The sequence below is a fragment of the Bradyrhizobium jicamae genome (assembly GCF_018130695.1).
GTDB lineage: Bacteria > Pseudomonadota > Alphaproteobacteria > Rhizobiales > Xanthobacteraceae > Bradyrhizobium > Bradyrhizobium jicamae_B.
This window is the reverse complement of record NZ_JAFCJX010000009.1, coordinates 215,554-237,025: the sequence shown is the minus strand read 5'-3', so window position 1 is coordinate 237,025 and position 21,472 is coordinate 215,554. Positions and strand designations below refer to the sequence as shown.

Annotated in this window: 30 protein-coding genes; 1 reads left to right on the top strand and 29 read right to left on the bottom strand. The window is 63.4% G+C overall.

Features of this window, described 5'->3' with window-relative positions:
- Positions 1–43 precede the first annotated feature (43 nt).
- The 28 genes from JQ604_RS15520 to rpsL form a co-directional block, all read right to left on the bottom strand.
- Positions 44–886, bottom strand: coding sequence for an adenylate kinase (locus tag JQ604_RS15520; protein ID WP_212358268.1), 843 nt, complete (start codon positions 884–886; stop codon positions 44–46).
- On the bottom strand, positions 883–2,085 hold the full coding sequence (locus JQ604_RS15515) for a preprotein translocase subunit SecY (RefSeq protein WP_249158275.1): 1,203 nt from the start codon (positions 2,083–2,085) through the stop codon (positions 883–885). Before JQ604_RS15515 ends, JQ604_RS15520 begins: the two co-directional genes overlap by 4 nt.
- A gap of 14 nt (positions 2,086–2,099) precedes the next feature.
- Entirely contained in the window at positions 2,100–3,431 is a 1,332-nt protein-coding gene (gene secY, locus JQ604_RS15510) for a preprotein translocase subunit SecY (protein ID WP_212358267.1), read from the bottom strand.
- 157 nt (positions 3,432–3,588) lie between these two features.
- On the bottom strand, positions 3,589–4,077 hold the full coding sequence (gene rplO / locus JQ604_RS15505; protein WP_212358266.1) for a 50S ribosomal protein L15: 489 nt from the start codon (positions 4,075–4,077) through the stop codon (positions 3,589–3,591).
- A 21-nt stretch (positions 4,078–4,098) separates the two neighbouring features.
- Positions 4,099–4,290 (bottom strand): 50S ribosomal protein L30, encoded by a 192-nt coding sequence (gene rpmD, locus JQ604_RS15500; protein ID WP_212358265.1) that lies wholly within the window; start codon positions 4,288–4,290, stop codon positions 4,099–4,101.
- A gap of 39 nt (positions 4,291–4,329) precedes the next feature.
- Complete coding sequence (rpsE, locus tag JQ604_RS15495; RefSeq protein WP_028349043.1) at positions 4,330–4,905, bottom strand: 30S ribosomal protein S5; 576 nt, start codon at positions 4,903–4,905, stop codon at positions 4,330–4,332.
- Positions 4,906–4,961: 56 nt separating this feature from the next.
- A complete protein-coding gene (gene rplR, locus JQ604_RS15490; RefSeq protein WP_212358264.1) occupies positions 4,962–5,321 on the bottom strand; it encodes a 50S ribosomal protein L18 in 360 nt (119 codons plus the stop codon).
- Between the two features lie 11 nt (positions 5,322–5,332).
- Positions 5,333–5,866, bottom strand: a complete 534-nt coding sequence (gene rplF, locus JQ604_RS15485; RefSeq protein ID WP_212358263.1) for a 50S ribosomal protein L6 — start codon at positions 5,864–5,866, stop codon at positions 5,333–5,335.
- Between the two features lie 13 nt (positions 5,867–5,879).
- Positions 5,880–6,278: a 30S ribosomal protein S8 gene (gene rpsH, locus JQ604_RS15480; protein WP_212358262.1), complete on the bottom strand. Its 399-nt coding sequence runs from the start codon at positions 6,276–6,278 to the stop codon at positions 5,880–5,882.
- A gap of 14 nt (positions 6,279–6,292) precedes the next feature.
- Positions 6,293–6,598 carry a 30S ribosomal protein S14 gene (gene rpsN, locus JQ604_RS15475; protein ID WP_212358261.1) on the bottom strand — a complete coding sequence of 102 codons (306 nt, stop codon included), beginning with the start codon at positions 6,596–6,598 and terminating at the stop codon, positions 6,293–6,295.
- Positions 6,599–6,644: 46 nt separating this feature from the next.
- Positions 6,645–7,202, bottom strand: coding sequence for a 50S ribosomal protein L5 (rplE, locus tag JQ604_RS15470; protein WP_212358260.1), 558 nt, complete (start codon positions 7,200–7,202; stop codon positions 6,645–6,647).
- Complete coding sequence (gene rplX / locus JQ604_RS15465) at positions 7,195–7,509, bottom strand: 50S ribosomal protein L24 (protein ID WP_212358259.1); 315 nt, start codon at positions 7,507–7,509, stop codon at positions 7,195–7,197. Before rplX ends, rplE begins: the two co-directional genes overlap by 8 nt.
- Positions 7,509–7,877 carry a 50S ribosomal protein L14 gene (gene rplN / locus JQ604_RS15460; RefSeq protein ID WP_011473865.1) on the bottom strand — a complete coding sequence of 123 codons (369 nt, stop codon included), beginning with the start codon at positions 7,875–7,877 and terminating at the stop codon, positions 7,509–7,511. Before rplN ends, rplX begins: the two co-directional genes overlap by 1 nt.
- A 75-nt stretch (positions 7,878–7,952) precedes the next feature.
- Positions 7,953–8,201, bottom strand: coding sequence for a 30S ribosomal protein S17 (gene rpsQ, locus JQ604_RS15455; protein WP_212358258.1), 249 nt, complete (start codon positions 8,199–8,201; stop codon positions 7,953–7,955).
- A 10-nt stretch (positions 8,202–8,211) separates the two neighbouring features.
- A complete protein-coding gene (gene rpmC, locus JQ604_RS15450; protein ID WP_212358257.1) occupies positions 8,212–8,418 on the bottom strand; it encodes a 50S ribosomal protein L29 in 207 nt (68 codons plus the stop codon).
- Between the two features lie 5 nt (positions 8,419–8,423).
- Positions 8,424–8,837 carry a 50S ribosomal protein L16 gene (gene rplP / locus JQ604_RS15445; protein WP_212358256.1) on the bottom strand — a complete coding sequence of 138 codons (414 nt, stop codon included), beginning with the start codon at positions 8,835–8,837 and terminating at the stop codon, positions 8,424–8,426.
- Positions 8,838–8,867: 30 nt separating this feature from the next.
- Positions 8,868–9,569: a 30S ribosomal protein S3 gene (rpsC, locus tag JQ604_RS15440; protein ID WP_212358255.1), complete on the bottom strand. Its 702-nt coding sequence runs from the start codon at positions 9,567–9,569 to the stop codon at positions 8,868–8,870.
- Positions 9,570–9,589: 20 nt separating this feature from the next.
- On the bottom strand, positions 9,590–9,976 hold the full coding sequence (gene rplV, locus JQ604_RS15435; protein WP_212358254.1) for a 50S ribosomal protein L22: 387 nt from the start codon (positions 9,974–9,976) through the stop codon (positions 9,590–9,592).
- A gap of 10 nt (positions 9,977–9,986) precedes the next feature.
- Positions 9,987–10,265: a 30S ribosomal protein S19 gene (gene rpsS, locus JQ604_RS15430; protein ID WP_018272137.1), complete on the bottom strand. Its 279-nt coding sequence runs from the start codon at positions 10,263–10,265 to the stop codon at positions 9,987–9,989.
- 12 nt (positions 10,266–10,277) lie between these two features.
- Positions 10,278–11,111 (bottom strand): 50S ribosomal protein L2, encoded by an 834-nt coding sequence (rplB, locus tag JQ604_RS15425; RefSeq protein WP_212358253.1) that lies wholly within the window; start codon positions 11,109–11,111, stop codon positions 10,278–10,280.
- 12 nt (positions 11,112–11,123) lie between these two features.
- On the bottom strand, positions 11,124–11,423 hold the full coding sequence (locus JQ604_RS15420; protein WP_212358252.1) for a 50S ribosomal protein L23: 300 nt from the start codon (positions 11,421–11,423) through the stop codon (positions 11,124–11,126).
- Entirely contained in the window at positions 11,420–12,040 is a 621-nt protein-coding gene (gene rplD, locus JQ604_RS15415) for a 50S ribosomal protein L4 (protein WP_212358251.1), read from the bottom strand. The genes JQ604_RS15420 and rplD overlap by 4 nt, the downstream gene beginning before the upstream one ends.
- A 1-nt stretch (position 12,041) precedes the next feature.
- Positions 12,042–12,761, bottom strand: coding sequence for a 50S ribosomal protein L3 (gene rplC, locus JQ604_RS15410; RefSeq protein ID WP_212358250.1), 720 nt, complete (start codon positions 12,759–12,761; stop codon positions 12,042–12,044).
- A gap of 54 nt (positions 12,762–12,815) precedes the next feature.
- Positions 12,816–13,124: a 30S ribosomal protein S10 gene (rpsJ, locus tag JQ604_RS15405; RefSeq protein ID WP_002712302.1), complete on the bottom strand. Its 309-nt coding sequence runs from the start codon at positions 13,122–13,124 to the stop codon at positions 12,816–12,818.
- Positions 13,125–13,219: 95 nt separating this feature from the next.
- On the bottom strand, positions 13,220–14,410 hold the full coding sequence (gene tuf, locus JQ604_RS15400; protein ID WP_028339316.1) for an elongation factor Tu: 1,191 nt from the start codon (positions 14,408–14,410) through the stop codon (positions 13,220–13,222).
- Between the two features lie 40 nt (positions 14,411–14,450).
- Entirely contained in the window at positions 14,451–16,523 is a 2,073-nt protein-coding gene (gene fusA / locus JQ604_RS15395) for an elongation factor G (protein ID WP_212358249.1), read from the bottom strand.
- Positions 16,524–16,550: 27 nt separating this feature from the next.
- Positions 16,551–17,021: a 30S ribosomal protein S7 gene (gene rpsG / locus JQ604_RS15390; RefSeq protein WP_212358248.1), complete on the bottom strand. Its 471-nt coding sequence runs from the start codon at positions 17,019–17,021 to the stop codon at positions 16,551–16,553.
- Positions 17,022–17,036: 15 nt separating this feature from the next.
- Positions 17,037–17,408, bottom strand: coding sequence for a 30S ribosomal protein S12 (gene rpsL / locus JQ604_RS15385; RefSeq protein ID WP_006611834.1), 372 nt, complete (start codon positions 17,406–17,408; stop codon positions 17,037–17,039).
- Between the two features lie 677 nt (positions 17,409–18,085).
- On the opposite strand from rpsL, the gene JQ604_RS15380 reads away from it, so the two are divergent.
- Positions 18,086–19,333 (top strand): FAD-dependent oxidoreductase, encoded by a 1,248-nt coding sequence (locus tag JQ604_RS15380; RefSeq protein WP_212358247.1) that lies wholly within the window; start codon positions 18,086–18,088, stop codon positions 19,331–19,333.
- Here the strand turns inward: JQ604_RS15380 and JQ604_RS15375 are convergent.
- Positions 19,252–21,306, bottom strand: a complete 2,055-nt coding sequence (locus JQ604_RS15375) for an ABC transporter ATP-binding protein (RefSeq protein WP_212358246.1) — start codon at positions 21,304–21,306, stop codon at positions 19,252–19,254. The two genes, JQ604_RS15380 and JQ604_RS15375, sit on opposite strands and share 82 nt — an antisense overlap.
- Positions 21,307–21,472: the final 166 nt, after the last annotated feature.

The window sequence follows — 21,472 nt, the reverse complement described above, 5'->3', positions numbered from 1 at the left end:
GCGGGGCTTATTAAAGGATTCATGTCGGTTTCGTCAACCGCCCCTAGCGCTTAGCTCGCTTTTTCGTCAGCTTTTTTGCAGCCTTTTTGGCGGCTTTCTTGGCCTTCTTGGCACCCCCGCCTTTGGCGGGCTTTTTGGCTGATTTCGCGGCCTTTTTTGCCCCTTTAGCGGCCTTTTTGGCCGGTTTGGCGGCCTTCCTGGCAACTTTCGCTGCCTTCTTGGCCGGCTTCTTCGCGGATGTCTTGGCGCCCTTGGCGGCCTTCCTGGCCGGTTCCGCGGCGTGTTCCTTCGGTTCCAGGGCTCCGATGGCGCCAAGGATTCGGTTGATGTCGCGAGTGACGTGCTCGATGGTCATCATGCCATCGACGGTCAGCAGCTTGCGCTTCTCCGAATAATAGTGAATCAGCGGCTCGGTCAGCGAGCGGTACTGGGCGAGGCGCTTGGTCAGCACTTCCGGGGTGTCGTCGAGGCGGACTTCCTCGCCACGGGCGCGGGTCTCCTGGGCGCGGCGCTCGACGCGCTCCAGGAGCGCACTCTCATTGACGCGCAGCTCGACCACGGCGTCGAGCTTGAGGTGCTTCTTGCGGAGCAGTTCGTCGAGGGCAGCGGCCTGCGGCACCGTGCGCGGGAAACCGTCGAGGATGAAACCCTTCTTGGCATCCGCCTGCTCGATGCGGTCGGCGATGATTCCCACCACAACCTCGTCGGGAACGAGGCCGCCATTGGCCATGATCTCCTTGGCCTGCAGCCCGATCGGCGTGCCGGCGGCAACCGCGGCGCGCAGCATCTCGCCGGTCGAGAGCTGGACGATGCCGTGCTTGTGCACCAGCCGCTGGGCCTGGGTCCCCTTGCCCGAGCCAGGCGGTCCGAGAAGAATCAATCTCATTTGCGTTCGCCCCCACGAGTGGTGAGCGAGAGATCGCACACCTGTTTTTTCAGATCCAGAATAGTGCAAACCACAATCAGCACCGAACCACCACCAAAAAGAAAGGGCAGTTCGCCCCAGGCCACCAGCAGCTCCGGAATCAACACGATCGCCACGAGGTAGACGGCTCCGACGACGGTCGTCAATGACGCGACGCGATCGAGATGCTCGACCGTCGCTTCCCCAGGCGCGACGCCTTGTATCGTTCCGCCCTGCTTTTGCAGGGTCTCGGCGGCCTGCTCGGGATCCAGCACATAGGCCGTGTAGATGAAGGCCAGCACGAAGATCACGATGGATCCGAGCACCATGTGCACCGGCTGGCCGAACTTAAGGTGTCCATATGCCCTGGCCAACCAGGACGTTTGGCCGAACACGAAGGTCGCGAGCGCCAGCGGCAGATAGAACACCCAGGGCGTGACCGTGGAGGGAATCAGGAATCCGGCGCTGTTGATCTTGATCGACAGCACCGAGGACTGCGGCTCAATCACGGATTGTCCGACCTGCCGCGCGGCGTATTGCACCGGGACACTCCGCCGCGCGCCTTCGAAAAACACGACGACAGCTACCAGCGCCACCGAGATGACGGCCAGCAACGGCCCAAGACCACCGGGGAGCGCGCCCTGTCTCAACAGTTCAAAAGTGTTGGCGATGTCCCCCGGCAGCGAGACGATGATGCCGACAACCAGAATGAGCGCGAGCCCGTTACCGATCCCGTGCCGGGTGATTTGCTCGCTGAGCCAGACCAGGCAAAACACCCCGCCCACCATCGTTGCCGTGGCCGAAACCAGGAACCAGGCGCCGGGCTCGCTGACGACGCCTGAAATACCCTGCAGGCCGGACGCAACACCGAACGCCTGGAACGATGCAATGAGCAGTGTCAGGACCAGCGTGTAGCGGGCGATTCTGCGCCGGCCGATTTCGCCGGATCGCTCGAGCGCACTCAGCCTTCCCCACACGACGGCGACAAGCTGGAGCAGGATCGCGGCGCTCAGATAGGGAATCACGGAGAGCGCGAAGATCGAGATGCGGGCGGCGCCGATCGCTGAAAGCAGGTCGGCCTGAACGCGGGGCGAAATTCCCGTCATCGGGATGTGGCTGCCGAGCCTGAAAAGAAGCAGCGCGCCGATCGTGATTGCGATGCGGCGCGCCAGCTCGTTCATGATGGGGACTCTCGTTAGCGGCGGCGTCCGCGCAGCTTCGACTTGCGGATCAGGCCTTCATACTGATGCGCCAGCAGATAGCCCTGCACCTGCGCCACTGTATCCATGGTCACGCTGACCACGATCAGGAGCGACGTGCCGCCGAAGTAGAACGGCACCGAGGCGTACGAGATCAGGATCTCCGGGATCAGACAGACGATCGCCAGATAGACCGCGCCGAGCACGGTGACGCGCGACAGCACATAGTCGATGTATTCGGCGGTGCGCTCGCCGGGCCGGATGCCCGGGATGAAGCCGCCATGCTTCTTCAGATTGTCCGCGGTCTCGGTCGGGTTGAACACGATCGCGGTGTAGAAGAACGCGAAGAACACGATCAACGCGAGATACATGAACAGGAACAGCGGACGGCCGTGGCTGAGCTGGGTGGTCAGCCACTGGAACCACTCCGGGCCCTTGCCGGCGTAGAAATTGGCCACCGTCGTCGGCATCAAGAGCAGCGACGAGGCGAAGATCGGCGGGATCACGCCCGACGTGTTGAGCTTGAGCGGCAGATGCGAGGACTGGCCCTCGAACATCTTGTTGCCGACCTGGCGCTTCGGATACTGGATCAGCAGCCGGCGCTGCGCGCGCTCCATGAACACGATGAAGGCGATCACGGCGACCGCCATCACGATCACGATCAGGATCAGCCCGGTCGACATCGCACCCTGGCGGCCTAGCTCCAGCATGTTGGCGAGCGCCGACGGCAGCTCGGCGACGATGCCGGAGAGGATGATCAGCGAGATACCGTTGCCGATGCCGCGCGAGGTGATCTGCTCGCCGAGCCACATCAGGAACATGGTGCCGCCGGTCAGCGTGATCGTGGTCGACAGCAGGAAGAAGAAGCCGGGGTCGCTGACGACATTGCCGGCGCCTTCGAGGCCGACCGCGATGCCGTAGGACTGGAACGCCGCCAGGATCACGGTGAGGTACCGCGTGTACTGGTTCAGCATCTTGCGGCCCGCCTCACCTTCCTTCTTCATCGCCTCGAGCTGGGGCGAGACGGTGGTGAGCAGCTGGATGATGATCGATGCCGAGATGTACGGCATGATGTTCAGCGCAAAGATCGCCATGCGGTGGATGCCGCCGCCGGCGAACATGTTGAACATGCCGAGGATGCCGCCGGCCTGTGTGCGGAACACCTGCTCCCAGATGTTGGGATCGATGCCGGGCAGCGGGATGTAGGTGCCGAGCCGATAAACAAGCAGCGCACCCAGGGTGAACCAGATGCGCTTCTTCAGCTCGTCGGCCTTGGCCAGGGCGCCGAAATTCAGGTTGGCTGCAAGTTGTTCCGCTGCTGAGACCATGTCTTGGCTTTCTCCCGGGCCCCCTTCGCCGACGACCCCAGGGCTCAAGTTTGGGGGATCATCGGCAGACGCCGGACATTATCTGGTGCTCGGCCTCGATAAGTCCATCGTTCCAAATGCGAATTGCCCGCGTGCGACGCGGGCAATGACGCAGTTGTTACGCCGCCTCGCCGTCTTCCTTCTTGGCGGGCGCGAGGATCTTGACGGTGCCGCCGGCCTTTTCGACCGCTTCCACGGCCGACTTGGAGGCGCCATGCACCTCGATGGTCAGCTTGGACTTGAGCTCGCCGCGACCGAGCAGCCGCAGGCCGTCCTTGGCGCGGCGCAGCACGCCGGCCTTGACCAGGGCTTCCACGTTGATCGTGGCGCCGGCGTCGAGCTTCTTGGCGTCGACGGCTTCCTGCAGACGGTCGAGATTGATCTCGGCGAAGTCGAGCCGGAAGATGTTGTTGAAGCCGCGCTTGGGCAAACGGCGATGCATCGGCATCTGGCCGCCTTCGAAGCCCTTGATGCGCACGCCCGAACGCGCGGTCTGGCCCTTGCCGCCGCGGCCCGAGGTCTTGCCCTTGCCGGAACCGATGCCGCGGCCGACACGCATGCGCTTCTTGCGCGAGCCGGCGTTGTCGGCGATATCGCTGAGCTTCATCGCCCTTCTCCTATTTCTTGCTTACTCGCCGACGATGCGGACGAGGTGATGGACCTTGTTGATCATGCCGCGAACCTCAGGGGTGTCCTGAAGCTCGGCGGTCCGGCCGATCTTGTTGAGCTTGAGGCCGATCAGCGTCGAACGCTGCGAGTGATGGCGGCGGATGGCGCTGCCGATCTGCTCGACCTTGATCGTCTTGCTGGCCTTGGCCATGTCAGTAACTCCAGATAGCGCGCTGGCTTACAGCGCCGGTTATTCCGCCACCACTTCGGCGTCGCCGCCGACGCGGCGCGACTGCAGGGTGGAGACCTTGATGTTGCGGCGGGCGGCCACCGAGCGCGGCGAATCCTGATGCTTCAGCGCGTCGAAGGTGGCGCGAACCATGTTGTAGGGATTCGACGAGCCGATCGACTTCGCCACCACGTCCTGGATGCCGAGCGTCTCGAACACCGCGCGCATCGGGCCGCCGGCGATGATGCCGGTACCGGCCGGAGCGGCACGCAGGTAGACGCGGCCGGCGCCGTGACGGCCGGCGATGTCGTGATGCAGCGTGCGGCCTTCGCGCAGAGCGACGCGCGTCAGGTTGCGCTTCGCCGACTCGGTCGCCTTGCGGATCGCTTCCGGCACTTCGCGCGCCTTGCCGTGGCCGAACCCGACCCGGCCCTTCTGGTCGCCGATCACGACCAGTGCCGCAAAGCCGAAGCGCTTACCGCCCTTGACGACCTTCGCCACGCGATTGATGTGGACGAGCTTGTCGACGAACTCGCTGTCGCGCTCCTCGCGATCCCTGCTCCGTTCGCGTCCGCCGCGTTCGCGTTCACCTGCCATGGTGTTTTCCAATCTTTAAGAGGCCTTACGCCTCAATCCTCAAATGTCTGTTCGGTTTAGAAGCTCAGTCCGCCTTCGCGCGCCGCATCCGCGAGCGCCTTGACGCGCCCGTGATAGATGTAGGCGCCGCGATCGAACACGACTTCCTTGACACCCTTCTGCGCCGCGCGCTCGGCAAGCAGCTTGCCGACCGCCTTGGCCGCATCGATGTCGGCGCCGGTCTTGCCACCGTCGCGCAAGGTCTTCTCGAGCGACGAAGCGGACGCCAGCGTCTCGCCCTTCTGGTCGTCGATGACCTGGGCATAGATGTGCTTGGACGAGCGGAACACCGACAGCCGCGGGCGGCCATTGGCAGAGCGGCGAAGCGCAAGGCGCACGCGCTGCTTGCGCCGGGCATTCGTAACCTTGAGTGACATGACCGGCTCCGTTACTTCTTCTTGCCTTCCTTGCGGAAGATGAATTCGTTTGCGTACTTCACGCCCTTGCCCTTGTAGGGCTCCGGCGGACGGTAGGCGCGGATCTCGGCGGCGACCTGGCCGACGCGCTGCGGATCGTTGCCGGTGATCGTGATCTCGGTCGGCTTCGGCACCGCAATGGTGATGCCTTCCGGGATCGCGTAGACCACATCGTGGCTGTAGCCGAGCGCGAGCTGCAGGTTCTTGCCCTGCATCGCGGCGCGGTAGCCGACGCCGGTGATCTCGAGCTTCTTCTCGAAGCCCTTGGTGACGCCCTCGACGAGGTTGGCGACCTGCGCGCGCGCGGTGCCGTACATCGCCTGCGCGCGGTTGGTCTTGACGCGCGGAGCGACCTTGACCTGGCCGTTCTCGAACTTGACCTCGACGTCGTCATGCACGACGAACTGAAGCGCGCCCTTCGGGCCCTTCACCTTCACCGTCTGGCCCTCGACGCTCGCCGTCACACCCGACGGGATCGTCACCGGCCGCTTGCCAATACGTGACATCGCTCTTCCTTCCTCAGAACACCGTGAAGAGAACTTCGCCGCCCACATTCGCGTCGCGCGCGTCGTGGTCAGCCATGATTCCCTTCGGCGTCGACAACACCGAAATGCCGAGACCGTTGTTCACGCGCGGCAGGTTCTTCACCGAGGTGTAGACCCGGCGGCCCGGCTTGGAGACGCGCTCGATCTCGCGGATCACGGGCTCGCCGTCGAAATACTTCAGCTCGATCTCCAGCTCGCTGCGGCCGGACGAATGCTCGACGCTGGCGTAGCCGCGGATGTAGCCCTCGGCCTTCAGCACATCGAGAACGTTCTGGCGCATCTTCGAGCCGGGGCTCGAGACCTTGGACTTGGAACGCATCTGCGCGTTGCGGATGCGGGTGATGAGATCGGAGATCGGATCGTGCGTAGACATGTTTCCGACCCTCCTTACCAGCTCGACTTCACGAGCCCGGGAACCAGGCCCTTGGAGCCGAGTTCACGCAGCGCGATGCGGGACAGCTTGTTCTTGCGATAGTTCGAGCGCGGACGGCCCGAGAGCTCGCAACGGTTGCGGATCCGGGTTGGCGACGAATTGCGCGGCATCTCGGCGAGCTTCAAGGTCGCCGCGAAACGCTCTTCCATCGGCTTGGTCTTGTCGGCGATGATCGCCTTCAGCTTCTCGCGACGCGGGGCGGCGTTCTTCGACATCCGCTTGCGCCGGTTGTTCTTCTCGATTGAACTCTTCTTTGCCATGCTTGGCTCCTGGGTATCCGCGTTTGAGTGGCTTTGGCTCAGCTACTCACTGCCGGAACGGGAAATTGAAAGCGGTCAACAAGGCGCGCGCCTCGTCGTCGGTCTTGGCCGTGGTGCAGACCGTGATGTCCATGCCGCGGGCTTCCGTGACCTTGTCGAAGTCGATCTCGGGGAAAATGATGTGTTCCTTGATGCCGAGCGAGTAGTTGCCGCGGCCGTCAAAGCTCTTCGGGTTCAGGCCGCGGAAGTCGCGGACGCGGGGCAGCGCCACGTTCACCAGGCGGTCGATGAACTCGTACATATGGGCCTTGCGCAGCGTGACCTTGCAGCCGATCGGCTGGTTCTCACGCAGCTTGAAGGTCGCGATCGCGATCCGCGAATAGGTCACGATCGCCTTCTGGCCGGCGATCTGGGTCAGCTCGGCAGCGGCGGTCTCGGCCTTCTTGCGGTCGTTGACGCTGTCGCCGACGCCCATATTGAGCACGACCTTGTCCAGGCGCGGAACCTGCATCACGTTGGCGTAACCGAACTTCTCGGTCATCAAGCCGCGGATCTTCTTGTCATACTCCGCGCGCAGGCGCGGAACGTAAGCGGTATCAGCCATCGATCTCTGCTCCCGAGCTCTTGGCAATACGGACCTTCTTGCCATCGGCCTGAATCTTGAACCCAATGCGGGTCGGCTTTCCGTCCTTTCCGACATACGCAATGTTGGACAGGTGGATCGGCGCCTCCTTGGAGATGATGCCGCCCTCCTGGGACTGGGTCTGCTTCTGGTGACGCTTCACCATGTTGACGCCGCGCACGAGAGCCTTGTTCTCGTCCGGACGCACCTCGAACACCTCGCCGGTGCGGCCCTTGTCGCGGCCGTTCAGCACGATCACCTTGTCGCCCTTGCGGATCTTGGCAGCCATCACAGCACCTCCGGCGCGAGCGAAATGATCTTCATGTGGTTCTTGGCGCGGAGTTCGCGCGGCACCGGCCCGAAGATACGAGTGCCGACCGGCTCCGACTGGTTGTTGATCAGCACGGCGGCGTTGCGGTCGAAACGGATGACCGAACCGTCGGCGCGGCGGATGTCCTTGCGGACGCGCACCACGACGGCCTTCATCACGTCGCCCTTCTTCACCTTGCCACGCGGAATGGCTTCCTTGATCGACACAACGATAACGTCGCCCACGGTGGCATAGCGGCGCTTGGAACCTCCAAGAACCTTGATGCACATGACACGGCGTGCGCCAGAATTATCGGCCACGTCGAGGTTGGTCTGCATCTGAATCATTGATGCACCTCGTCCTCTTTCTGCGCTTCAGCGCGCTCAAAATTTCCCTGAACTCGTCCGGCTAAGCGGAAGAAATCAGGCAGTTTTCTTGTGTTCGCCCCGGACCACGGTCCAGCGCTTCAGCTTCGAGATCGGCTTCGATTCCTCGATCCACACCATGTCGCCCGGCTTGAACTCGTTGTTCTCGTCGTGCGCGTGGTAGTTCTTCGAACGGCGGATCGTCTTCTTGTAGATCGGGTGGGTAAAGCGGCGATCAACGCGCACCACGATCGTCTTGGCTTGCTTGTCGCTGACGACCACGCCCTGAAGGGTACGTTTCGGCATAGGCGGCCTCTTACTTCTTCTTCGCGCGCGACTGCGCGGCGACGGTCTTGATACGGGCGATCTCGCGGCGGGCTTCACGCATGCGCGAGGTGTTCTCCAGCTGCCCGGTGGCGCGCTGGAAGCGCAGGTTGAAGCGCTCCTTCTTCAGGTTGAGGATCGCCTCCTCGCGCTGGTCGTCGCTCATCGCGCGGATGTCTTCGATTTTCGTCTCGGCCATGGCGATTACTCCGCGATGCGCGCGACGAAGCGCGTCTTGATCGGCAGCTTGGCGGCGGCGAGCGTCAGCGCTTCCTTGGCGGTTTGCACGTTGACGCCGTCGATCTCGAACATCACGCGGCCCGGCTTGACCCGCGCCACCCACAATTCCGGCGAACCCTTGCCGGAGCCCATGCGGACTTCGGCGGGCTTCTTCGACACCGGCACGTCCGGGAACACGCGGATCCAGACGCGGCCGGCGCGCTTCATGTGACGGGTCAGCGCGCGGCGGGCGGCTTCGATCTGACGGGCGGTGACGCGCTCAGGCTCCATCGCCTTCAGGCCGAACTGGCCAAACGCCAACGTCGCGCCAGAGGTCGCAACGCCGTGGATACGGCCCTTATGCGCCTTCCGGAACTTCGTTTTCTTAGGTTGCATCATGGCTTTAAGCCCTCAAATTCCTGCTTTGCCTCAAGCGGCGTCGCGGCGCGACGGACGGCCGGAGTCGCCTTCGGCCATTCTCTTGTCCTGGGCCATCGGATCGTGCTCGAGGATCTCGCCCTTGAAGATCCAGACCTTGACGCCGCAGGTGCCGAAGGTCGTGAACGCGGTGGCAACGCCGTAGTCGACGTCGGCGCGCAGCGTGTGCAGCGGCACGCGACCTTCGCGGTACCACTCCATGCGCGCGATTTCGGCGCCGCCGAGACGGCCCGAGCAGTTGATGCGGATGCCCTCGGCACCCAGGCGCATCGCCGACTGCACCGCGCGTTTCATGGCGCGGCGGAACGCGACGCGGCGCTCGAGCTGCTGGGCGATCGATTCAGCGACCAGGGTCGCATCGAGCTCGGGTTTACGGATTTCGACGATGTTGATCACGACGTCCGACGAGGTGATGTCGGCAACCTTCTTGCGCAGCTTGTCGATGTCGGCGCCCTTCTTGCCGATCACGACGCCCGGACGCGCCGAATGGATCGTCACGCGGCACTTCTTGTGCGGACGCTCGATCACGATGCGCGCGACGGCCGCCTGCTTGAGCTCCTTGTGCAGGATCTCGCGGATCTTGACGTCTTCGTGCAGCAGCTTACCGTATTCCTGCTTGCCGGCGAACCAACGGGAATCCCAGGTCCGGTTGATGCCGAGACGCAGCCCGATTGGATTGATCTTTTGACCCATCGTCTTCTCCTGCGCCCTTCTTAAGCGCTTGCCTTTTCCTCGACCTGACGAACCACGATGGTCAGGTGCGAGAACGGTTTGTACACGCGGCCCGAACGGCCACGGCCCCGCGGGGCAAAACGCTTCATCACGATGCCGTTGCCGACATGGGCCTCGGCGACGACGAGATCGTCGACCTCGAGGTCATGGTTGTTCTCGGCATTGGCGATCGCCGATTCCAGGCACTTCTTGACGTCGACCGCGATCCGCTTGCGCGAGAACTGCAGGTCGGCGAGCGCAGCCGATGCCTTGCGGCCACGGATCAGCTGGGCGACCAGGTTCAGCTTCTGCGGGCTGACGCGCAGCATGCGGGCGACGGCCTTGGCCTCATTGTCCGCGAGGCTACGTTCGCGCTTAGGTTTGCTCATCGCTTAATCCTCAAGCCTTCTTGGCTTTCTTGTCGCCCGAGTGGCCATGGAAGGTCCGGGTCGGCGAGAACTCGCCGAACTTGTGACCGACCATTTCCTCGTTGATCGCGACCGGCACGTGCTTCTGGCCGTTGTAGACGCCGAACGTCAGGCCGACGAACTGCGGCAGGATGGTCGAGCGGCGGCTCCAAATCTTGATGACGTCGTGACGGCCGGACGCGCGCGCGGCATCTGCCTTCTTGAGCAGAGAACCCTCGACGAACGGGCCTTTCCAGACTGAACGAACCATGTCCGGCGTTCCTTACTTCTTCCGCTTGTGGCGGCTTAGGAGAATGAATTTGTTGGTCGACTTATTGGTACGGGTCTTCTTGCCCTTGGTCGGCTTGCCCCACGGGGTGACCGGGTGGCGGCCGCCCGAGGTACGACCTTCACCACCGCCGTGCGGATGGTCGATCGGGTTCATGACGACGCCGCGGTTGTGCGGACGCCAGCCGAGCCAGCGGGTACGACCGGCCTTGCCGATCGAGATGTTCATGTGGTCGGGGTTCGAGACCGCGCCGATGGTGCCGCGGCAACGGCCGTGCACCAAACGCTGCTCGCCCGAGTTCAGGCGGACGATCACGTAGTCCTGGTCGCGGCCGACGATCTGGGCGTAGGTACCGGCGGAACGCGCCAGCTGACCGCCCTTGCCGATCTTCAGCTCGATATTGTGGATGATCGTGCCGACCGGCATGTTGCCGAGCGGCATGACGTTGCCCGGCTTCACGTCGACGTAGTTGCCGGCCACGACGGTGTCGCCGGCCGCCAGACGCTGCGGCGCCAGGATGTAGGCCTGCTCGCCGTCGGCGTACTTGATCAGCGCGATGAACGCGGTGCGGTTCGGATCATACTCCAGCCGCTCCACGGTCGCCGCCACGTCCACCTTGTCGCGCTTGAAGTCGACGACACGGTAGGCCTTCTTGTGGCCGCCGCCGCGGAAGCGCACGGTGATGCGGCCGGTGTTGTTGCGGCCGCCGGTGCCGAGCTTGCCCTCGGTCAGCGCCTTCACCGGCTTGCCCTTGTAGAGCGCCGAACGATCGACCATCACCAGCTGGCGCTGGCCCGGCGTCGTGGGATTGTAGGTTTTCAATGCCATCGTGGTTACGCCTTATAGTCCGGTCGTCACGTCGATGCGGTGGCCCTCTTCCAGGGTCACGATCGCGCGCTTGGTGTCCGACTGCGAGCCGAGATTGCCGCGGAACACCTTGGTCTTGCCCTTGCGGACGAGCGTGTTGACGCTCTTCACCTTGACGTCGAACAGCTTCTCGATCGCTTCCTTGATCTGCGGCTTGGTGGCCTTGCTCGCGACCTTGAACAACACCTTGTTGTGCTCGGAAGCCAGCGTCGCCTTTTCCGTGATGACGGGAGCGACGATCACGTCGTAATGGCGCGGGTCGATATTCTTCATTTGAAGCGCGCCTCCAGCGCATCAACCGCAGCCTTGGTCAGCACCAGCTTGTGGCGGCGGAGAATGTCATAGACGTTGATGCCCTGGATCGGCAGCACGTCGATGTTGGGGATGTTGCGAGCCGCGGTCGCGAAACCGGTGTTCAGCTCGGCGCCGTCGATGATCAGCGCATTGGTCAGGCCGAGGCCCGCGAAGTTGCCGATCAACGCCTTGGTCTTGGCTTCCTTGATCGCCGCCTGGTCGATCACGACCAGCCCGCCGTCCTTGGCCTTGGCCGACAGCGCATGCTTCAGCGCCAGCGCACGGACCTTCTTCGGCAGGTCGGTCGCATGCGAGCGCACGACCGGACCGAACGCACGGCCACCGCCGCGGAACTGCGGCACGCGGGCCGAGCCGTGACGGGCGCCGCCGGTGCCCTTCTGCTTGTACATCTTCTTGCCGGTGCGCCAGATCTCGGCGCGGCCCTTGGCCTTGTGCGTGCCGGCCTGGCGCTTGTTGAGCTGCCACTGCACGCAACGCTGGATGATGTCGGCGCGCGGCTCGAGGCCGAAGATCGCATCCGACAGCTGGACCGAACCAGCTTCCTTGCCCTCAAGGGTGGTGACCTTCAGTTCCATCTCACGCACCCTCCTTCTCGGCCGCAGCCTCGGTGGCGCCCTCGCCGGCAACCTTGAACTTGCCGGGCTTCGGGGCTTCCTTCGGCAGCGGCTTCTTCACCGCATCGCGCACCGAGATCCAGCCGCCCTTGGAGCCGGGAACGGCGCCTTCGACGAGGATCAGGCCGCGCTCGACGTCGGTCTGGACGACCCGCAGGTTGAGCGTGGTGATGCGGTCGACACCCATGTGGCCGGGCATCTTCTTGTTCTTCCAGGTCTTGCCGGGGTCCTGACGGCCACCGGTCGAACCGATCGAACGGTGCGAGATCGACACACCGTGCGTGGCGCGCAGACCGCCGAAGTTCCAGCGCTTCATGCCGCCGGCAAACCCCTTACCGACCGAGGTGCCGGTCACGTCGACGAATTGGCCGACCACGAAATGGTCCGCCTGGATTTCCGCGCCGACCGGGATCAGCGCGTCCTCGGACACGCGGAATTCGGCGACCTTGCGCTTCGGCTCGACCTTCGACACGGCGAACTGGCCGCGTTCGGCCTTCGGCATGTACACGGTCTTGCGGGCGCCCGAGCCGAGTTGAAGGGCGACGTAGCCGTTCTTCTCGGTGGTGCGGTGGCCCAGCACCTGGCAGTTGCCCAACTTCAGCACGGTCACAGGGATATGCTCGCCGGTCTCCGTAAAGACCCGCGTCATCCCGACCTTCTGTGCGATCACTCCGGAGCGCATCGGCGTGCTTCCTGTCTTTCTGTCCGCAATCGGCGGACGTAAAAATCCAAAACCTTAGAGCTTGATCTCGACGTCGACGCCGGCGGCCAGGTCGAGCTTCATCAGCGCATCGACGGTCTGCGGGGTCGGATCGACAATGTCGAGGAGGCGCTTGTGGGTGCGCATCTCGAATTGCTCGCGGCTCTTCTTGTCAACGTGCGGCGAACGGTTGACGGTGAACTTCTCGATGCGGGTCGGCAGCGGAATGGGTCCGCGAACCTGCGCACCGGTGCGCTTCGCCGTGTTCACGATCTCACGGGTCGACGTATCGAGGATCCGATGGTCGAACGCCTTGAGACGGATGCGAATGTTTTGGCCGTTCATTGCCGTATCTCTTTCTTCGTCGCTGTCTTAGCGAATAGGGAGTGGTGAGCGGCGAATGGAGAAACCCACTCGCCGCTCCCTTGATTGGTCCACCCTTACTCGATGATGGCGGCGACGACGCCGGCGCCGACGGTGCGGCCGCCTTCGCGGATCGCGAAGCGCAGCTTTTCTTCCATCGCGATCGGCACGATCAGGTGCACTTCCATCGCGATGTTGTCGCCCGGCATCACCATCTCGGTGCCTTCGGGCAGGTGCACGACGCCGGTCACGTCGGTGGTGCGGAAGTAGAACTGCGGACGGTAGTTCGTGAAGAACGGGGTGTGACGGCCGCCCTCTTCCTTGGTGAGGATGTAGGCCTCAGCCTTGAACTTGGTGTGCGGCTTGACCGAACCCGGCTTGCAGAGCACCTGGCCGCGCTCGACTTCCTCGCGCTTGGTGCCGCGGAGCAGCGCACCGATGTTGTCGCCGGCCTGGCCCTGATCGAGCAGCTTGCGGAACATTTCGACGCCGGTGACGATGGTCTTCTGGGTGTCGCGGATACCGACGATCTCGATTTCCTCGCCGACCTTGATCACGCCGCGCTCGACACGACCGGTGACCACGGTACCGCGGCCCGAGATCGAGAACACGTCTTCAACCGGCATCAGGAACGGCTGGTCGATCGGACGCTCCGGCTGCGGGATGTACTCGTCGACGTTGCGCATCAGCTCGAGGATGGCGTCGTGGCCGAGCTTCTTGTCCTTGTCTTCGAGGGCGGCGAGCGCCGAGCCCTTGATGATCGGGATCTTGTCGCCCGGGAATTCGTACTTCGAGAGCAGCTCGCGGACTTCGAGCTCGACGAGCTCGAGCAGCTCCGGATCGTCGACCATGTCGCACTTGTTGAGGAACACGACGAGCGCGGGCACGCCGACCTGGCGGGCGAGCAGGATGTGCTCGCGGGTCTGCGGCATCGGGCCGTCAGCGGCCGACACGACCAGGATCGCACCGTCCATCTGGGCGGCGCCGGTGATCATGTTCTTGACGTAGTCGGCGTGGCCGGGGCAGTCGACGTGGGCGTAGTGGCGGTTCTGGGTCTCATACTCGACGTGAGCGGTCGAGATGGTGATGCCGCGCGCCTTCTCTTCCGGCGCCTTGTCGATCTGGTCGTAGGCGGTGAACGTCGCGCCACCGGTCTCCGCGAGCACCTTGGTGATCGCCGCGGTCAGCGAGGTCTTGCCATGGTCGACGTGACCGATGGTGCCGATGTTGCAGTGGGGCTTGTTACGTTCAAATTTTGCTTTGGCCATTTGACTCTCCGTTCAATCGTTAGCTGCCAACCAACGATAATCAGGCAAACTTTTTCTGGACTTCAGCCGACACGTTGGCCGGGGCTTCTGCGTAGTGGTCGAACTGCATCGTGAAGGTCGCGCGACCCTGGCTCATCGAGCGCAGGTTATTCACGTAACCGAACATGTTCATGAGCGGCACCATCGCGTTGATGACGTTGGCGTTGCCGCGCATGTCCTGGCCCTGGATCTGGCCACGACGGGAGTTGAGATCGCCGATGACCGAACCGGTGTAGTCTTCCGGGGTCACGACCTCGACCTTCATGATCGGCTCGAGCAGGACCGACTTGCCCATCTGCAGCGCTTCGCGGAAGCAGGCCCGCGTCGCGATTTCGAAGGCCAGCGCCGACGAGTCGACGTCATGATACTTGCCGTCGATCAGCTGCACCTTGACGTCGACGATCGGGAAGCCCGCGACCACGCCGGAGGACAGCACGCTCTCGAGACCCTTTTCGACGCCGGGGATGTATTCCTTCGGCACCGCGCCGCCGACGATCTTGGATTCGAACTCGTAGCCCTTGCCCGCCTCGTTCGGCTCGACGATGATCGTCACGGCCGCGAACTGACCGGTACCACCGGTCTGCTTCTTGTGGGTGTAGGAGTGCTCGACGCGCTTGGTGACACGCTCGCGGAACGCCACCTGCGGCGCGCCGATGTTGGCGTCGACCTTGTAGGTGCGCTTGAGGATGTCGACCTTGATGTCGAGATGGAGTTCGCCCATGCCCTTGAGGATGGTCTGGCCGGACTCGTGGTCGGTCGACACGCGGAAGGACGGATCCTCCGCGGCGAGCTTGGCCAGCGCCACGCCCAGCTTTTCCTGGTCGGCCTTCGACTTCGGCTCGATCGCGATCTCGATCACCGGCTCCGGGAATTCCATCTTCTCGAGGATGACCGGCTTGTTGGCGTCGCACAGCGTGTCGCCGGTGCGCGCTTCCTTCAGGCCGGCCAGCGCGACGATGTCGCCCGCATAGGCTTCCTTGATGTCTTCGCGATTGTTCGCATGCATCAGCAGCATGCGGCCGATACGTTCCTTCTTCTCGCGGGTCGAGTTCACCACGCCGGTGCCCGACTGCAGGATGCCGGAATAGATGCGGCAGAAGGTGATGGTACCGACGAAGGGGTCGTCCATGATCTTGAATGCGAGCAGCGCGAGCGGCTCCTTGTCGTCCGCCTTGCGCACGACCTCGTTGCCGTCCTCGTCGGTGCCCTTAATCGCGGGCACGTCGATCGGCGACGGCAGATAGTCGACGACGGCGTCGAGCAACGGCTGCACACCCTTGTTCTTGAACGCGGAACCGCACAGCACGGGATAGAACGCGCCGGTCAGCACGGCCTTGCGGATCAGCCGCTTCAGCGTGGCTTCATCCGGCTCGTTGCCGTCGAGGAACGCGGCGAGCGCATCGTCGTCGAGCTCGACGGCGGCTTCCACCATCTTCTCGCGGTATTCCTTGGCCTGCTCGACCAGGTCTTCCGGGATGTCGACGTAGTCGAACTTCGCGCCGAGCGATTCATCGTTCCAGATGATGCCCTTCATCTTCACGAGGTCGACGAGACCCTTGAAGTTGTTCTCGGCACCGATCGGCAGCTGGATCGCGATCGGCTTGGCGCCGAGGCGGTCGACGATGTCGGACAGGCACTTGAAGAAGTCGGCGCCGGTCTTGTCCATCTTGTTGGCGAAGACGATGCGCGGAACCTTGTACTTGTCGCCCTGACGCCAGACGGTCTCGGTCTGCGGCTCGACGCCCTGGTTGGAGTCGAGAACGCAAACGGCGCCGTCGAGCACGCGCAGCGAACGCTCGACTTCGATGGTGAAGTCGACGTGGCCGGGGGTGTCGATGATGTTCAGGCGCTTGCCGGCCCAGAACGCGGTGGTCGCAGCCGAGGTGATCGTGATGCCACGCTCCTGCTCCTGCTCCATCCAGTCCATCGTCGCGGCACCTTCGTGCACTTCGCCGATCTTGTGGCTCTTGCCGGTGTAATAGAGGATGCGCTCGGTCGTCGTGGTCTTGCCGGCGTCGATATGCGCCATGATACCGAAGTTACGGTAGTCCTCGATGGCATGTTGGCGGGGCATGGGTTCTTCCTGTTCCGTTAGTCGCCGTTACCAGCGATAGTGCGAGAAGGCACGGTTGGCTTCCGCCATCTTGTGCACGTCTTCACGCTTCTTGACGGCGTTCCCCCGGTTGTTCGACGCATCCAGCAGCTCCGCCGAGAGCCGCTCCGTCATGGTCTTCTCGTTGCGATCGCGCGCAGCCGAAATCAGCCAGCGAATGCCGAGCGCCTGGCGACGCACCGAGCGAACTTCCACCGGCACCTGGTAGGTCGCACCACCCACGCGGCGGGAACGGACCTCGATGGTCGGCATGACGTTCTCGAGCGCCTGCTCGAACACGCCGAGCGGGTTCTGCTTGGTCTTGGCCTCGATGATACCGAACGCACCGTAGACGATGCCTTCGGCAACCGACTTCTTCCCGGCATACATGACCGAGTTCATGAACTTGGTAACGATGATGTTCCCGAACTTCGGATCGGGAAGCACTTCACGCTTTTCGGCAGAATGGCGACGAGACATCGATCTGGTTCCCGCTTACTTCGGACGCTTCGCGCCGTACTTCGAACGACGCTGCTTACGGTTCTTGACGCCCTGGGTATCCAGCACGCCGCGGAGGATGTGGTAGCGCACGCCCGGCAAGTCCTTGACGCGGCCGCCGCGGATCATGACCACCGAGTGCTCCTGCAGGTTATGGCCCTCACCCGGGATGTAGCCGATCACCTCGAAGCCGTTGGTCAGGCGCACCTTGGCGACCTTACGAAGCGCCGAGTTCGGCTTCTTCGGGGTCGTGGTGTAGACGCGCGTGCAAACGCCGCGCTTCTGCGGCGACTGCTGCAGCGCCGGCACCTTCTTGCGCGACTTCTGCACTTCACGTGGATTTGCGATCAGCTGGTTGATCGTCGGCATGCAGCCTTCACCCTTTAATTCGCGCGGAGACCTTGAATGGCTCCGCAAATTCTTCTCGGGACTAGCCGTCCCGTACGGCCCGTTCGACGCGGAACTAGCACCCGCGCAAAACGAAATCGCGCCAACCACTCATTGCTGAGCGGAAAGCGCTTCGACGCCACAGAGGACCGCGATTCCCGGGCCGATCAGCGTTCGCTGTTCAGTCCGTCACCGAGGTCATGCATCCGAACCCACTCTCAAGAGAACTTGCTCAAGAGAACCAGTATCGTCCTGGCATTGCCTAGCTATAATCGACAGCGTTTGAGCGGCATTCGTCGAGGTTGGTGCCCGTCCCTGCCCCAAAAGGCCGTCCGGGTGCTCCGTTCCGACGCTGGCGTTGCTCACCGCCTGTCGTTAAGTGGGCGCCTTGTATAAGCGCAACTGAGTGAAGTCAAGCGAAACGACAATCAAAGAAACGCCTATGGCACCAGCGGATTCCGCATTTCGCGCGACTCGGAATCGCGCAAATTTTGGGCGTCCCGACCAGCCCTTTGTGACACAAGATCACATATTTTATCCGGGTAAAACATAGGTAGAAACAACTCTCCGCAGCTTTGCCCTTAAGGCGCCCCACCAAACTAAGCCTTTATTTGCCATTCGCGGCGCAAAGATGGGGTTCCGAGGCCCGGATTCCCTTTATGCGGTACACCGACATCGCGATCATTGGCGGCGGCCTTGCAGGCTCGACCGCGGCCGCCATGCTCGGCCGCGCCGGGATTGCGAGCGTCGTGATCGACCCGCATGCGGTCTATCCGTTCGATTTTCGCGTCGAAAAGCTCAGCGGCGGCGTCCAGCTCGAGCGATTCGAGAAGACGGGACTGGCCGATTCCGTGCTGCGATCGGCGACTCACGACGGCGAAAACTGGATCGCGCGATTCGGCTACCTCCTGGACAAGGCGCCGAGCGAGCAGTTCGGCATCATGTATGACGTGCTGATCGCAGCGATCCGCGCCGAGATTCGCAAGCCCGCCGAATTCGTCTGCGCCAAGGCCGTCGAGATCGCGCTCAGTACCGAACGGCAGAAGCTGACGCTATCCGACGGGCAAGAGATTTCAGCCCGGCTCATCGTGCTTGCCAATGGGCTGAATGTCGGCCTGCGCCGCATGATCGGCATCGAGCGCCAGGTGATCAGCGCCTGCCATTCGATCTCGATCGGATTCGACCTGGTGCCGGTCGGTCGCCCCGCCTTCCCGTTCCCGGCAATGACCTATTTCTCGGAGCGGCCAAGCGACCGCATCCCCTATCTGACGCTGTTTCCGGTCGGCAGCCGGATGCGCGCCAACCTGTTCGCCTATCGCGAGGCCGACGATCCCTGGCTGCGCGAGATGCGGCGGAAGCCCGTCGAGACGCTCAATGCGGCCCTGCCGCGGCTGAAACGGATCACCGGGGAATTCGACGTCGCCGGCGACATCAAGATCCGCCCCGCCGACCTCACCGTCTCGACCGGTTATCGGCAGCCCGGCGTCGTGCTGGTCGGCGATGCCTTCGCGGCCACCTGCCCCGTCACGGGCACCGGGACCGACAAGGTGTTCACCGACGTCGCCCAGCTCTGCAACGTCCACATCCCGGCGTGGCTTGCGAGCGAGGGCATGGGGCTAACGAAGATCGCCGCATTCTACGACGATCCGGCCAAGCTTGAATGCGATGCCTGGTCCACCGCAAAAGCCTTCAACTTCCGCTCGGTGTCGATCGATCCAGGACTCTACTGGCAGGCGCAGCGCTGGGCGCGCTTCCTCGCCTATCTCGGCGACGGGACGCTGCGGCGACTCAACAAGGCGTTCAGCGGGGGGACAAGGCTCCGCACTCACTCCTCCTCGTCGTCCTCATCCTCGTCCTCGTCGTCCTCATCATCCTCGTCGCTGTCGTCGTCGTCATCATCGTCGTGACTGGCGAGGCCCTGGTCGTCCCATAGCTTGCGGTAGGTGCCGTTCTTGGCGAGCAGCTCGGCATGCGAGCCGCGCTCGATCGCCCGGCCGCCGGAGATGACGATGATCTCGTCCATCTCCACGACCGAAGTCAGCCGATGCGTCGACCAGATCATGGTGCGGCCTTCGGCGACCTTGAGCAGCGTGCGGTTGATCGCAGCTTCCGTGGTCTGGTCGAGCGCCGAGGTCGCCTCGTCCAGCAGCAGCACCGAGGGATTGCGGATGATGGCGCGCGCGATCGCGATGCGCTGGCGCTGGCCGCCGGACAGCGTATCGCCGCGCTCGCCGACCGGCGTGTCGTATTTCTGCGGCAGGCTCATGATGTAGCGGTGGATCTCGGCCTTCTTGGCGGCGTCCACCACCTCCTCGTCGGTCGCGCCTTCCTTGCCGAGCCGGATGTTCTCGCGGATCGACATGTTGAACAGCATGTTCTCCTGGAACACCACCGCCATGCTCGCCCGCAGCGACTCGCGGGTGACGCGGCGGATGTCGACGCCGTCGATCGCGACGCGGCCCTCGTCCGGCACGTAGAGCCGCAGGATCAAATTGAGCAGCGTGCTCTTGCCGGAGCCTGAGGGACCCACGATTGCGATGCTTTTGCCGGCATTGAGCTTGAGGCTGAGATTGTCGAGCACCGGCGTCAGCGCGCCCTCATACTGGAAGGTGACGCGATCGAAGGTGATGTCGTTGGTGATACGCGGCAGGTCCGGCGCGCCGGGACGGTCGGCGCCGCGGGTCGGCTCGTCAAGCAGCTCCTGGATGTGCCGGATCGCCGCCGCCGACTGGATCGACACCGGGATGAAATGCATGAGATGGGCGATGTTGTAGGACACCTCCCAGAATGCGCTCTCGAAGGTGACGAAGGTGCCGATCGTGATCTGGCCCTTGGTGGCGAGATAGGCGCCGATCGCGAGCACCACCAAATGCAACAGCAGCACCGAGATGGTCACGGTGCGCTCGACCATGGTCGACAGGAAGGTGGCGGACGCCGACTTCAGCCGCACGTCATTGTTGCGCAGCGTGAACCAGCCGAGCGCGCGGCGCTGCAGGTTGAAGGCCTTCACCACCGCTTGCGCGGCGACGTTTTCCTGCACGGTCGCCAGCAGCCCTGCCTCCTGCAGCTTCTGCTCGTAATTGGCCTGCACCGCCTTCGGGGTGAGGATGCGCGGGCCGATCAGTGTGATCGGAAACACCAGGAGCGCCACCGCGGCGAGCTGCCAGTTCAGGAACAGCATCAGGATGATGCCGGCAATCAATTCGAAAAACGGCAGCGCTGCGCTGTTGGCAAAGCTCTTGATCGCACCCTCGAACGCCGACAGGTCGATCGAGAAGCGCGACAGGATCTCGCCGCGCTTGGTGCGCGCGAAATAGGCCGATGGCAGGTTCTGCACATGGTCGAACAGGCGGGTGCGGACGTCGGAGATGATGTTGGCGGCAAGCCGCGCATCCCAGCGCTCGTACCAGACCGCGATGATCGAGGTGATGATGCCGGCAACCGCGAGTACGCCGAGGATCTTGTAGAGCGCCTGGAAATCTTCCTCGCCGAGCGCGTCGTCGATCAGGAATTTCAGGCTGAGCGGCATGATGACGTTGAACAACGTCTCGACCAGCACGCCGAAGGTCACGAAGACGAACAGCTTCTTGTAGCTGGAGAGGAAGGGCCTGACGAAGCCGTAGATGGTGGCGAGCGCGCCGGCGGCTTCCTTGGCGGTGAAGACGACGAGGTCCTCGTCATCATCATCGTCGTCGAGCTCGAGTTCGTCGTCCTCATCCTCGTCGTCATCGTCGGGCGCCGGCTTCGCAGCCGCAGGCACAACAGCCGATGCTGCAAGCTTCTTCTTCCGCTCGGCCTCCTCGGCCGCGGTCAGTTCAGGGTCGTCAGGGGCAGGAGGCTTTGAGCTAGGAGGCTCGGAGGTGGGAGATTTGGGCGCCATGAAACCAACCGATGCTGCACGGCCGGCATGACCGCAAATCGAAATCGTCACGCAAATCGCAACGGCGGCAATCCTATGCGATCAGGATGAATTCGGCAAAGCAATTGGCAGTCGAGGACGCGCCGCACGAAAGTTGCAACGGCGGAAGGGGCGCGCTGCGCGCCCG